Origin of the sequence: Microcoleus sp. LAD1_D3 (assembly GCF_036702135.1) — a bacterium.
Classification (GTDB): domain Bacteria; phylum Cyanobacteriota; class Cyanobacteriia; order Cyanobacteriales; family Microcoleaceae; genus Microcoleus.
This window is the reverse complement of the sequence record NZ_JAUBSB010000006.1, coordinates 81,972-95,227: the sequence shown is the minus strand read 5'-3', so window position 1 is coordinate 95,227 and position 13,256 is coordinate 81,972. Positions and strand designations below refer to the sequence as shown.

The 13,256-nt window shown below is 46.0% G+C and carries 12 protein-coding genes; 5 read left to right on the top strand and 7 right to left on the bottom strand.

Annotation, left to right across the window (positions count from 1 at the left end):
- Positions 1–3: 3 nt before the first annotated feature.
- Together QUA74_RS05325 and QUA74_RS05320 are read right to left on the bottom strand one after the other, a co-directional pair.
- Positions 4–273, bottom strand: coding sequence for a hypothetical protein (locus QUA74_RS05325; RefSeq protein ID WP_333325804.1), 270 nt, complete (start codon positions 271–273; stop codon positions 4–6).
- A gap of 80 nt (positions 274–353) precedes the next feature.
- A complete protein-coding gene (locus QUA74_RS05320) occupies positions 354–2,258 on the bottom strand; it encodes a serine/threonine-protein kinase (protein WP_333325801.1) in 1,905 nt (634 codons plus the stop codon).
- A gap of 303 nt (positions 2,259–2,561) precedes the next feature.
- Between QUA74_RS05320 and QUA74_RS05315 the strand changes: the two genes are divergently transcribed.
- From QUA74_RS05315 to QUA74_RS05305, 3 genes are all read left to right on the top strand, one after another.
- Positions 2,562–4,091, top strand: coding sequence for a phenylacetate--CoA ligase family protein (locus QUA74_RS05315; protein ID WP_333325798.1), 1,530 nt, complete (start codon positions 2,562–2,564; stop codon positions 4,089–4,091).
- A gap of 85 nt (positions 4,092–4,176) precedes the next feature.
- Positions 4,177–4,593 carry a XisH family protein gene (locus QUA74_RS05310; protein WP_333325795.1) on the top strand — a complete coding sequence of 139 codons (417 nt, stop codon included), beginning with the start codon at positions 4,177–4,179 and terminating at the stop codon, positions 4,591–4,593.
- Positions 4,581–4,916 carry a XisI protein gene (locus QUA74_RS05305; protein WP_333325792.1) on the top strand — a complete coding sequence of 112 codons (336 nt, stop codon included), beginning with the start codon at positions 4,581–4,583 and terminating at the stop codon, positions 4,914–4,916. The genes QUA74_RS05310 and QUA74_RS05305 overlap by 13 nt, the downstream gene beginning before the upstream one ends.
- A gap of 132 nt (positions 4,917–5,048) precedes the next feature.
- On the opposite strand, the gene QUA74_RS05300 is transcribed toward QUA74_RS05305, so the two are convergent.
- From QUA74_RS05300 to QUA74_RS05280, 5 genes are all read right to left on the bottom strand, one after another.
- Positions 5,049–6,137, bottom strand: coding sequence for a Rho termination factor (modular protein) (locus QUA74_RS05300; protein ID WP_333325790.1), 1,089 nt, complete (start codon positions 6,135–6,137; stop codon positions 5,049–5,051).
- 553 nt (positions 6,138–6,690) lie between these two features.
- Complete coding sequence (locus QUA74_RS05295) at positions 6,691–7,401, bottom strand: ParB N-terminal domain-containing protein (RefSeq protein ID WP_333325787.1); 711 nt, start codon at positions 7,399–7,401, stop codon at positions 6,691–6,693.
- Positions 7,401–8,903, bottom strand: a complete 1,503-nt coding sequence (locus QUA74_RS05290; RefSeq protein ID WP_333325785.1) for an AAA family ATPase — start codon at positions 8,901–8,903, stop codon at positions 7,401–7,403. The genes QUA74_RS05295 and QUA74_RS05290 overlap by 1 nt, the downstream gene beginning before the upstream one ends.
- Before the next feature lie 175 nt (positions 8,904–9,078).
- The gene (locus QUA74_RS05285) at positions 9,079–10,131 is read right to left on the bottom strand and encodes a fatty acid desaturase (protein ID WP_333325782.1); all 1,053 of its coding nucleotides are present in this window, start codon (positions 10,129–10,131) and stop codon (positions 9,079–9,081) included.
- Between the two features lie 244 nt (positions 10,132–10,375).
- Positions 10,376–10,657, bottom strand: coding sequence for a hypothetical protein (locus QUA74_RS05280; RefSeq protein ID WP_333325779.1), 282 nt, complete (start codon positions 10,655–10,657; stop codon positions 10,376–10,378).
- Between the two features lie 120 nt (positions 10,658–10,777).
- Here QUA74_RS05280 and thrC point away from each other — a divergent pair, with 120 nt between their 5' ends.
- Positions 10,778–11,902, top strand: a complete 1,125-nt coding sequence (thrC, locus tag QUA74_RS05275) for a threonine synthase (protein ID WP_333325776.1) — start codon at positions 10,778–10,780, stop codon at positions 11,900–11,902.
- Positions 11,903–12,158: 256 nt separating this feature from the next.
- Positions 12,159–13,013 carry a formyltetrahydrofolate deformylase gene (purU, locus tag QUA74_RS05270; RefSeq protein WP_333325773.1) on the top strand — a complete coding sequence of 285 codons (855 nt, stop codon included), beginning with the start codon at positions 12,159–12,161 and terminating at the stop codon, positions 13,011–13,013.
- Positions 13,014–13,256 lie beyond the last annotated feature (243 nt).

The following is a 13,256-nucleotide window of genomic DNA, read 5'->3' as shown; positions in this document are numbered from 1 at the left end:
GCCTTAATTCACAGGCTTAGTGGAATTCACGCAAAATTTTTCATCTACAATTGCAGAAGTGATACTGACAGCGTGCATTGATGATGACGGAATTATCAGGTCTTGCGGAACTACCACGGTCTTTTTACAAACCAGCTCGCTACTGCCTACAGAGGCAAAGTTCCAAGCATAAAATTCGGGAGTGCTGACTGTCGCATTGGCCGGATGTAAACCTAGTGCCGTCACTAATACTAATCCCAAAGTCACTAAAGCTACGATCGCGAATTTCAGCATATTCTTTGTTTGAACCCGACAACTTATCTGATTGGTATTACCTTATTATTGCCTGGGTTGATCGAGAGCGTCAATAGCAGTTATTCCGCAGTCAGGTTTAACTCGTAAGCGATCGGCTCAGATGCTTGAGAAACTACCACGAATTCATAATAACCAGCATCATCCAGCAATCCAGACCAACTAAGCCCCTCTGCATCTTCCAGCAAAGCTCGCGCGCCCTTTGTCCGCCCCGGAGTATAAATTGACAGTAGAGTAGATTTGCGCGGTGCTTGTAAATTCACGCGCAAAGTTTGATTTTGAGCGAACCTGGCAATGTAAGCTTTCCCTTCTCCGGGTTTGAGATTGCCTGTGAGGCGTTTGCTCTTCGATAGGCGGTCAAATTCAACGCTTTCGACAGTTGCTCCAGCTTGTAAGGCTTCGAGTTCGTCGGCGGTAATTGCTTGCCAAATTTGTCCGATCGGCAAACCGATGATATTGCGATCGCGCGGCTGTTGTGGAAACCAATAAAAGAACCTAGCATCAGCCAAATCGTACAAAGCCCGACTGCTCAAATTCAGCTTGTTAACCTCAGTTTTCCAGCGATCGATATCGGCGGTGTCGTAACTGCCCAACCGCGCTCTAGCGTCGCTGCTGAGGTTTTCCAGCTTGTCGAGCAACTCGTCACCGATTTTCTGCCACCTTTCGCGCCACTGGCGATCGTCCTCGCCTTCTTTTAGTAATCGTCCGCCCAATTCCGGGTATTTGGCATAGAAAGTCTCGTCCACAAGGTTGACGTAACCGTTATAGAATCGATCGTCAATTTTGAGCTTTACAAAGCGATCTTGCAAAGCATCTTCTTGCTGCTGCTTCGGGCTTGAAGGCTGGGGAACTTTCTGCACTTTTGATTGCAGATTTAACAAAGAATTGCCCGCAAACCAGCCAACTCCTCCCATACTTGATAGCACCGCCACCACGAACAAAACCATTTTCCAAGCAGGCATCTTTTGCTGATTGCCAATAGCAGCAACTCGCACCGGAGTTCCCGGCAGTTTTGGCGTGGGGGCGGGTACGGGTATAGGCGAGAGATCCGGCGGCTGCGTGATCCCAAAATCCGGGGCTGGTGGCAAAGGTGGCTGTAAAGGCGGATTGCCGGAGAGAGCGAGCATTACCTCACGAGCCGAGGAGTAACGCTGGCTCGGCTGTTGAGCAAGCATTTTATCCAGCACCAGGGACAAATTCGGAGACAGAGAACATTCCGCCCGCCAGTTCCAATTCAGCGTCTGGCTGTCGAGCAACTGATGCGGTTCCTTCCCCGTCAGCAACACTAAAACCGTGGCCGCCAGAGCGTACAAATCGCTGTGGGGAGAGACGATTCCCATCTGCATCTGTTCGACGGGAGCGTAGCCGAGCTTGCCGATGCGAGTCGCGGGGGCGGGAGTGCCGTTAGCCTCAGCGAAAAGAGACTCTACGGTGGCAGCGACTTGTTTTACTCCCCCGAAGTCGATGAGCACGGGCATCCCGTCAGAACTTCGCAGAATCAGGTTGTCCGGGGAGATGTCGCGGTGAAGCACTCCTAGAGAGTGAATGTATTCGAGCACGGGCAAAATCTGCTGCAGCAATTGATTGATTTCTGCTTCTATAAACCGCAAACCCTGACGCTTGCGGGCGTCGAGCAGAAAGCGGTAAGTTTGACCGGGCACGTAGTCTTGGACGAAAAATAGGTAGCCTCGATCGCTGATACTGACGCGGAAAAGTTCGCGGAAGCGCGGGATTTGATTGTGTTGCAGCTTGTAAAGCACTCCCGCTTCGCGCTCGAACAGTTCCTCGGATTTTTGTAAGGCGTAACTTCCATGTACTTGGGGCGCAAATTCTTTTAAAACGCAGGGTTCGTTAAATCGGTGGGCATCTTCAGCGAGGTAGGTGCGCCCGAAGCCTCCGTGTCCCAATTCGCGGACGATGCGGTAGTGGTTGTGGAGAGTTATGCCGGGGTAGATGGGATTGTTCATTGGAACTTGCTGCGTCGGATTTTCACGCTTGACTGAGACTAGGAGTTTTGGGCGATCGCTGAATTAATCTTGACATAGTGTGTCAGTGTTTATTAGTCGATCGGCAGCTTGGCTATCCCCTGTGGTTATTGTGAAAACAGCGGTTTCGTGCTATGGAAGTTTATCTACTGCGCCATATTTTCGATCGAGCTCAAAATGTGTTCAAATTTTTAGTGCCCAGCCCAATGTGCGATCGGGGCGTTAGCGCTACTAATTGAATCTTGAGCGATCGAGGTGCAAAATACGCATTTTAAGGAGCAAATCATGCAGCCAGAACAGCGTCAGCGAGCAATGGGGGGGTTTGAAGAGTTTTTGAGGGCGCCGCTTGAGGAACGATTGCAACACCAGCAGAATCGAGTTGCCGAATCCAGGGCGATCGGGCTTTTTCAAAAAGTCGCTGCCACAGTACCAGCTTACCAGACTTTCCTAGCTGCACTTAACATCAATCCCGCCTCAATTCAAACCTTTGAAGACTTCCAAAAATTGCCCCTAATTACCAAAGAGAATTATTTACGCTGTCACCCGCTACCTCAGTTGTGCTACCAGGGCAAATTAGAAACTTGCGATTTCATTGCTGTTTCATCTGGCTCGACAGGAAACCCGACATTTTGGCCGCGTTTTATCAGCGACGAGTTGCCAATTGCCGCTCGTTTTGAACAAATATTTCACGACAGTTTTTACGCCGACAATCGCTCAACTTTAGCTGTCATTTGCTTTCCGTTGGGAACTTGGGTAGGCGGAATGTACACGGCAAATTGCTGCCGCTATCTAGCGACTAAGGGCTATCCAGTTACAGTTGTGACGCCTGGGAATAATAAGACTGAAATATTTCGAGTTGTGCAGGAACTTGGGGAGCATTTTGAGCAAGTAGTATTGTTGGGATATCCGCCGTTTATCAAGGATGTGATTGATAGCGGAATTGCTGGGGGTGTGGAGTGGCAAAAATATCGAATTAAGATGGTGTTTGCGGGGGAAGTGTTTAGCGAAGAATGGCGGAGTTTGGTGAGCGATCGCACTAATTCTGACAATCTATATTACAACTCTGCGAGCCTTTACGGTACTGCCGATGCGGGCGTTTTGGGCAACGAGACACCGCTGAGCATTTGCATCCGTCGCTTTTTAGCAAACAATCCCGAAGCAGCACGCAATTTATTCGGGGAATCGCGGTTGCCAACGCTGGTGCAGTACGATCCGAAAAGCCGCTTTTTTGAAGTGAATAATGACGGCACGCTGTTATTTTCTGGCGACAACGGCATCCCGCTAATACGCTATCACATCTCCGATAACGGCGGTTTAATTTGTTACGAAGCAATGCTTAATTTTTTGGCAGAATGGGGATTTAACCCTGTGGCACGTTTGCAGCAAGCAGCAGGTATGAAAGTTTCTGATTTCCCCAGAGGAATTCGCTGCTTGCCCTTTGTCTATGTATTTGGGCGATCGCACTTTACCGTTTCCTACTTCGGTGCTAACATTTACCCCGAAAATGTCACCGTAGGTTTAGAAGTTCCCACCATTCGGGAGTGGGTGACGGGAAAATTTGTGCTGCAAGTCAAGGAAAATGCTGATCAAAATCGGTTTTTATCGGTGGTTGTGGAATTAGCAGCGGGGGTGGAGGGCGACGAGAAGATGCAGGAGGCGATCGCATCTTCAATTCTCGCGCAATTGCGGCGGCTAAACAGCGAATTTGCTAATTATGTGCCGCCAGAATATCAGTTACCTGTGATGACATTAACTGCGATGGGGGATGCGGAGTATTTTCCGATTGGGGTGAAGCACCGATACACGCGGCAGTAAGTAGTTTGAATTTATGAGCTATCAGTTTTTAAAAGTCTTGTGTTATTCTATAATTAGGGTGACATTTGATGGTTCAGCTTAGAATATGCCAGCAAAAGACATCTACCACAATACTGTCAGAACAGCTCTAGAAAAAGACGGGTGGACGATAACAAACGATCCGCTAACCCTAGAAATTGGCGATCGTTCACTCTTCGTCGATTTGGGTGCAGAAAAAATACTGGCTGCCGAAAAGCAAGGTCGCAAAATTGCTGTAGAAGTAAAAAGTTTTTTGAGTGTTTCACCCGTTCATGACTTAGAAGAAGCTCTGGGACAGTATATTGTCTACGAAGATATCCTAGAGCTTTCGGAACCAGAACGTAATATCTATCTGGCTGTTCGGGAAGAAGTTTATCGAGATATTTTTTCGGAGCCACTGGGGCAACTTTTGTTACGAAAAAAAAGACTAAAACTAATTGTTTTTGATTCATCAAGGGAGATAATTATCAGATGGATAGACTAGATGAATATCGCCAAATTGTTCGCACTGTTTTAGAGAGTTATGCCAGGATTCCCAACAGTTACGGACAAGTTAAAAACAGCGTTATTGTTGATAGCGAACAAAACAATTTTTTATTGATGCACGAAGGCTGGCAAGGGCCTCAAAGAATTCACGGGTGTGTCGTCCATGTGGAAATTATCGACGGCAAAATCTGGATTCAACAAGATGGTATAGAAACGGGAATTACCCCAGAACTTGTAGAATTAGGAGTGCCTAAAGACAAGATAGTTTTAGGGTTTCATCCGTATCACGTTCGGCAACATACGGGATATGCGATCGCCTAAACCAGCTTACAATACAGGAAACAGGTTTTTATATCTCTGCCGAGGACTATTCTGGAAGCCCGATCGCGCTTGTTGCCCAAAAACGCGATCGAACACCGAACAAGTAGTCTTTAATTATTAGCAATTACCGCTTTATTTGCCGTCAGCTTCTCTGAGAGCAGCCAGAATTTCCGGTCGTTTCATGCGCGCGTAGCCCCGCACTTTCCGGTCTTTGCCGATCGCCTTCAACCCTCTCAGCGAAAGACTTTCGTAGTCATCCTCTGGGGACGGAAACGGCAACTCCAACTGCAACTGCGGTAACTGAGGTTTTTGCTGTGCTTTCGACTGCTTCTTCGGCTGCGCTTTTGACTGCTTCTTCGGCTGTGCCTCCGGCTGTCTTTCTGAGTGAGTCGCTGCGGCTCCCAATTGGCCGCGCAGCGTTTCAATTTGATTTTTCAGGTCATTTTCTACGTCTTCAATGGCGTCGGAAACAAACTGATTAATTGTTTGGACTGTGCGTTCTAATTTTATTGACAGCAGTTTTTCCAGTTCATCCAACTGTCTCAAAGCACCTTCAAAATTTACCTCAGAAATAACAGCAGATGTTGGCGGACGGTTGCTGCTCGATTGTTCAATTTTTTTAGCCATTTTATCTACCTTTTCATGAAATGCTTTTTCCACTTGTTCGAGCAAATGCTTAATCTGTTCTATTTGGTTACGCTCAAAGTTCTGATCAGTTAGAGCTTTAACGTGCTTTTTTAGCAGGTCTTCATTTTTTTTAACAGATTGTTCTATTTGTTTTGTTAGACTATCTACCTTTTTTTGAAATGATAGCTCAAATTGTTGCAGTAGAGTGTCAATTTGTGCAGTTTTATGAGTCGGTTGCGGAGCTAAATGTTCCATTTCAGCTTGAGCAACAGCTACCTCCTCGTCGGTCATTTCAAATACCCACGCCCACATTTGCTCCATGCCGAGTTCTTTAGCAACAATACACCAATCTGAGCCGCAGACAACTTCATATTCTTCTTCGTTGCTGTAAGCTTCAGTGCGACGTACAATTAAAGGAATCAAGTTGCTGCCTTGCTCGATCAGACTTCTCCTGAGAGCTTCGCGGCGTTCGCGAGGAATTTCGCCCCGATGAGGCTCTGGTATGGCAATTTGGGAAGTGTAAATCTGACTGTGACTAATTGGCTTAATCCGCAAATATTCAACTATTCGGTTTTGATCGGACGATCGATCCATCTTGTTACAAGTCCCCTTTTGTCATTAAAATCTGCTGTGTAGGTATTTATGTATATTGCCACTTTACAGCCTCAGTTTTAAGTGATGCAGGACTAACCCAACAACTCTAATTGTCGTGTGGGCCACAAGCACTTTACCCCAACTGCGATCGAACTCGGTGATCTATCGAACTCGGTGATCTGGGGGAGATATGGCGTTGCTGCTGTACCTGGGCGACTGGCTGTGCGGTGACAGCCCGATCGGCAAAAGTTACTGCAATTCCTAAAAAAGCGACTGTGATGAGTTTAACTGCCTGCGGGACACCAAGGATACACTGCTTTACTCATCTTTACTTTTTTTGGCATCAGGGCGATCGGGCTGGCGTTGCGAGTTGCGATCGCAATTGCGATTTATACGAAAGCCAGCTTTAATATCGCCCTTATTCTTTAGTCTCAAGCGAGAGGGACGGAAGTTTGTGTAGGATGGGTTTCAACCGCCGAGTCATATCGGGTTTTTCAACATTTGTCGGGCGGACTTTGAGCGCCCCAAAAATGCAATTGAGATGGCTGAAAGCTTATAAATATCTTTGCCAATTGTCAATGACCTTAATCATTGTTTTATCTCCTAACCCTTTAATGCGTTTCACCACATTCTCAAATGAGGTAAATGGCTCCAAATCTCGCTGTGTGATGATGTTGTCTCTCATTGTTTGAGATGTGATCCCAGCATTTTTTAAATTGATAGCCAATTTGGATGGATCTTGAGTGTTGAGTGCTTCCAACAGCGGAACTGGCTTGGGAATCCGGCTTTCAACATCTTTAACCCTCTCTAGCAGCGCCTGTTTTTCCCGCGTATAGTCGGCTTTCAATTCATTAATTCTGTTTTCCAATCGAGTTTCAATATTTGTCAGCCGCTGTTCTAAGCTGGAGGACTGTTGCGGAACCACACTTACACTTTGATTCTCAGTGATTGCGGTTTTTCTAAGAATTTCAAGTTGGTCCAGGAGAAGTTCTTCATTTTCTTCTTCCAGGATGAAGGCTCCGATTGTCTCGCCTTTGGGAGCATCTATTTCCTTTGCTCTCGCCGCCGCATAGTATTCAAAGTCTCCGTCTACTATTTCGTAAGCATCCATACCGTTTCGGCGGACAATTATTGGGTTAATCAATCCTCCTGACTCTAAAATCAATCTCGCTAATTTCTCCAAATCAGCCTCGGCAAAATTTGAACGGGGTACTGCGGATGTAATTTTTTTAACTGCAACCAGTGACGGAGATAATTTTTTCATTAGTTTTTACCTATTTTTTCCAAAACTTCGAGTGCTAGCATTTCAAATTCTTGGGATGCGATGCAATCAGGCTTAAAGTCTAGCACTGAAATGGGATCGGCGATTTCCATATTTCCCACGATTTGAAATTGTTCTGCACACTTTGCCAAATCATCTCTCTCGTAAATTACGCTGTCCATGATTTCAAAGCCGTAGCGTTTGGGAATTGCCTCCCTCCGCTTGGGCAAACTGTACTGTACAAATTTAGAATTAGTGGAAATTTTGCAAGAGAGTACGCCTAAAACTTGTAGTGGTTTCTTGCCAATTTGTTTTTTGAATCCGTTGACTTTTTTAATAAAATCCTTGACATTAATCAGTCCTTGATTGGCAAAAGGTTTTAAGTCAGAAGGAATAATTAAATAATCCGCTGCAATGAGAGCAACTCTAGCATAAAAATTCAAAGAGGGCGGCGTATCGATCAGTACAATATCATATTTATCCTGTACTTCTGCTAGTTTCTGAATTAAAATCATTCGGCTGTAATCTAGTTGATTGAGTTCCGTTTCATATTGCATTAAATCAATGTGGGAAGGAATTACATCTATTTCTGGATGGCAAAAATTAGACTTGCGAGCTACTTCTTCGATCGAGAAAAAGTCTTCTGATTGCAAAACTTGAAGAATATTATTATCTTTCAAATCGTCTTGTTCTTCATCCTCAAATTTAACTAAACCTGTCGCAAAGGTTGTATTTGCCTGACTGTCTAAGTCGATTACCAAGACTCTGTTACCTTTCTTGCTCAGCGCTGCGGCTAAATTGACTACTGTTGTAGTTTTGCCAACGCCGCCTTTATTGTGGTAAACTGCAATGATTTTCATAGTATTTTGGCTTTTTTGGGTAACGGTTACATCGGATTTAACTTGAGGCTTAACGGGATTACTTTCAGGTATTTGTTCCGGTTCAGAGATTTGACTTGGCTCAGGTTCTGCGGGGGCGGGATTGTTGGGCTGTACTGGGACTTCGCTAACTAACTCAGGACTAACCAAATTAATTTTACTATCTTCCAGTTCGAGATTATCGGGATTTTTTATAGGTTTTAAAGTATTTCTGCCAATTAAAGCGATAATTTCATCAATTCTATTTTCAATGTCTTGTCCAGCACACTTAAAGACTAGCTCAATATCATCGGCGGCTCTTTGGTAAATTCTAATTTCTTTACCGTTAGTTATGAGTCCGTAGCGGATGCTCAAACTTGTTAAATAGCGATTGAGTTTTCGCCGGTGGCGGTCTAAATTTTCCTTGGGATGTTTAGCCTCCATGACTACACTCATCGGCGAGTCTGCATCGACAAGTATGGGGATAACTGGGGCGGCAAATGAGAGGAAGTCTAGACGAATATTCCCAAATGCTATTTCTTGGTGCCAAGTGTCGGGCGTATAGCCTAGTTTTGGTAGCAGATAGCTGACAATAAGTTTGCTTTCTACTTCGCTTTCGTTGCGACAGTTATTGGGATTGAAAGTCATTCGATTTTAGATTTTAGATTTTAGATTGGCAATGACTGATTTAATCATGGTACGGATTGTGATATTGACAGTAGGGTACGCATTCCGCACCTTAAAAAAGCTATGGCTTGTAATATCGAAAAACCCGGTTTTGTTTAAAAAACCGGGTTGTTTAGGGATTTATCCCGTTTCAAACTTACTTGTTTTGAGCGTTAAATTCTTGCAATGTCTGATAGCCCCCAGCCGGATCGTATATGTGACAGTTGTCGGCAATCCGCTTCATTAAAGACCAAGAAAATTCTGTTTCGTAGAGATGATCTTGCCAATTTTCCTTTAAGCTGCTGTGGGCGAGGCGCAAATTGTACCAGGGAATAGCAGTTGAAAGGTGGTGGGGAACGTGCACGTTAATGTCGTGGCACAGAAACTCTACCCAGCGGGGATAATCGCAGTGAACTGTTCCCGATAGTTGCGCTTGGGCTTCGTCCCATTCTTCCGGTTCTTTAAATGAAATGTCTGGTGCTGTGTGGTGGACGATCGTAAAAGTGCTCATCCAGAAATGGTAAACCAGCCAGGGCATCAACCAAAACTTGACAAATCCCCAAATGCCTGTTGTTGCAATTAAAATCGGGAATCCGATCGCAGCACCGATTAAAACGACAAAAACTGAAAACCGCACTTGTTCTTGTTGCTGTTTGCCTTTGAAGCGCCACCACTTAAAGTGTACTTTGGCCCAGTGGGCGATCGAGCCGATCCACCACATCCGACCGAATATTAAACTATAAGCTATTTGTAAAGGCTTGGACGCGCCAGCGTAGTCTGCTGCTGTCATCGGCTGCCAAGCATTATCCTCGCCAATTTTGTTGGTGTGTTTGTGGTGATAATTGTGGCCGTGCCGCCATGCGTGAAACGGAAAAATTAACGGCAGAAATGCAATATGTCCGACTAAATCGTTTACCCAGCGGCGGTTAGCAAATGACCGATGACCGCAGTCGTGCCCGATCACAAAAAAACCGGTTAATCCGGTACCTGTGAAAATCCACATCAGGGGTAGTAGAAACCAAGGCGATACTGCTATGCCCCAGTAACCGACAGCAACTAGCAAAACGTTGACGATTACTTTTGTCCAAGCTTTGCGGGGGTTTTTGACGAATACTTCCCGCGGCAGGGTTTTGAGAATATCTTTGAGGCGCAAGGTGGAGGTGTCACTTGCGGATGTCAAATTTAGTGGTTTTTCGATCGATGCTGTCATAAATTGATTTCGATTCTCCGTATGCCATGAGCATGGCTTAATAAAAAAGCGCAGTAAAATGTCAGCTCGTTGCCAGCTTGTGGCAGACGAGTTGAGCAGTAGGCAAGCGCGTTTTAGCAAATGCTAGCGATCGCTATCCGCAGTTAGGAATTTCTAGCACTTTGGGCAAAAAATACTGCGGGTAGCAAAACCTTTGTTTTTATAACACAGGGGCAGCACAATTAGCATTAGCGGCTGTGGTCTGCTAATTGCTGTTGCTACCAGAAATCGGGTCGAGAGCCGGCAAGCCAGCGATCGAGCGTTGCTGTTTGAGGCTTTGCACTTCCAGCAGCAAGGATTCGATTTCTGCTTGCAAGTGCAGGAATTTAACTTGCTGATCGGCTTGGTAGGGGCACTTCACCAAATCTAGTTTGCGGGCAAAAGTGGTCGATAGGGTAGAAGAACTAGCCATTTCGGGATTGCTCGCGGTGACTTGAGGCCGGGAAAGAGTGGATGAATTATTTGACATTAGTAATTGAGTAGACATATCTACACATTCACACCATTAAGTTACTTTAACCTGAACCGATCGTATTAAACATCAAATTAACCGATCGAGCTAAAATTAGTGTAAATTCCTTAGCCATTGCCTAAAACCCTTGACACCGTGACCCTGATTCTACCTGCTACTGACTCTGCTCCTAACTCTGCTGCCCGCGCCGCATCGCCGAAACGCTACGGCTGGCCCGGCTTGATCGAAGCTTATCGCCCCTACCTGCCGGTGACGGAAACCACGCCGGTAGTGACGCTCCAAGAAGGCAATACTCCCCTGATTCCAGCACCTGCGATCGCCTCTCTCATTGGTCGAGACGTGCGCGTCCTGGTCAAATACGACGGCCTCAACCCCACTGGTAGTTTCAAAGACCGGGGGATGACAATGGCGATTTCCAAGGCGAAGGAAGCTGGTGCGGAGGCAGTAATTTGCGCCAGTACCGGCAATACTTCGGCCGCCGCCGCCGCCTACGCCCGACGCGGGGGGATGCGAGCTTTCGTGTTGATTCCCGAAGGTTACGTGGCTTTGGGCAAGCTGGCGCAAGCTTTGCTTTACGGTGCGGAAGTAATTTCGATTGGGGGAAATTTCGATCGAGCCTTAGAAATTGTCCGCGAAATGGCTGTTAACTACCCCGTGACATTGGTAAATTCGGTGAATCCTTACCGCTTGGAAGGTCAAAAAACCGGAGCTTTTGAAGTCGTTGACGCCTTGGGCGACGCCCCCGACTGGCTGTGCATTCCCGTGGGAAATGCGGGAAACATCACAGCATATTGGATGGGTTTTTGTCAATACCACCAAGCAAAAAAATGTTCGCGCCTGCCGCGGATGATGGGATTTCAAGCCGCCGGGGCTGCACCTTTAGTAACGGGCCAACCAGTGGCGAACCCAGACACCCTGGCGACGGCAATTCGGATCGGCAACCCCGCTAGCTGGAAACAGGCGATCGCAGCTTCCGAAGCCAGCCGCGGCGGTTTTGCCGCCGTCACCGACGCCGAAATTCTGGACGCTTACCGTTTGTTAGCATCGCAGGAAGGGATTTTCTGCGAACCGGCGAGTGCAGCTTCTGTGGCCGGTTTGCTGAAGGTAAAAGACCAAGTTCCAACTGGGGCGACGGTGGTTTGCGTGCTGACTGGTAACGGTTTAAAAGACCCGGATACCGCAATTAATCACAGCAACAATCTGTTTAAAAGTGGCATTGCTCCGACTTTGGATGCGGTAGCTGGGGCGATGGGATTTTAAAAGAAGGAAGAGGGAAGAAGGAAGAAGGAAGATCGAAACAGGCAAGATGCCTGTTCTACTCTTAGTTAAAATCTCTTGTGGGGTGGGCCGAAGAGCCCGCCCCTAAGCCCATAGAAACAGGCAAGATGCCTGTTCCACTCTCAGTTAAAATCCATTTTGGGGTGGGCCGAAGAGCCCGCCCCTAAGCGTATCAATAAACCCCTGTGAGATCGCTTTTTTCTCGATCGACTCAGCGACACACTTTTGTCATTATATTATGACTAGCCCTACTGCAACCCTGTTAATTTCCTGTCCAGATCGCAAGGGACTCGTCGCGTTACTTGCTAATTTTATAGCGTCTCATAACGGCAATATTATCCACGCGGATCACCATACAGATTTTACCGCTGGATTATTTCTGAGCCGGCTAGAATGGCAATTAGATGATTTTGATTTAACCACCGAACAAATAACACCTGCTTTTAGTGAAATAGCCAATGACTTACAAGCCAATTGGCAATTGCATTTTTCCCAAAAAATTCGACGTATCGCGATCTGGGTCAGCCGTCAAGATCATTGTTTATTAGACTTGATTTGGCGACAGCGAGCGCAAGAAATCAGAGGTGAAATCCCCCTGATTATCAGCAACCATCAAAATTTAAAGCCCATTGCCGCACAATACGGTATCGACTTTGAGTATATTCCCATTACTAAAGACAATAAAGCTATTCAAGAAGCACAACAGTTAGAAATTATTAAGAAATATAAGATTGATTTAGTAGTTTTGGCTAAATATATGCAAATTTTGAGTCAAGACTTTATAATAAAATTTCCCAATGTGATTAATATTCACCATTCATTTTTACCCGCGTTTGTGGGTGCAAATCCCTACGAAAGGGCTTATGAAAGAGGGGTAAAAATTATCGGTGCAACAGCCCACTATGTTACACCAGATTTAGATGCGGGCCCGATTATCGAACAAGATGTTGTGCGCGTCAGTCACCGCGATGAAGTGTCTGATTTGGTTCGCAAAGGTAAAGATTTAGAAAGGGTTGTTTTAGCAAGGGCGGTGCGATATCATTTACAAAATCGTGTTTTAGTTTACGGCAATCGGACTGTGGTTTTTGCTTGAAAATTAGGCGTCATATTAAGTCCGGGTTTGTCACTTTTGTTGATCGACGATTTAAATCGCTCCCTACAAAAGGAAGTCCGCCTCCGCCGGCTGAAGAAAAGACAGATGATAAAAGCGGATTAGGTATGATTAATGACTACTGACTACTGACCGAAAGCATCCAGGATACAAGCCCCCGGATTCATCTGTCCAGAAATAAAAAACCTGTATCCGATGAAACTTGCCCCCCGAATTTATCCGTGG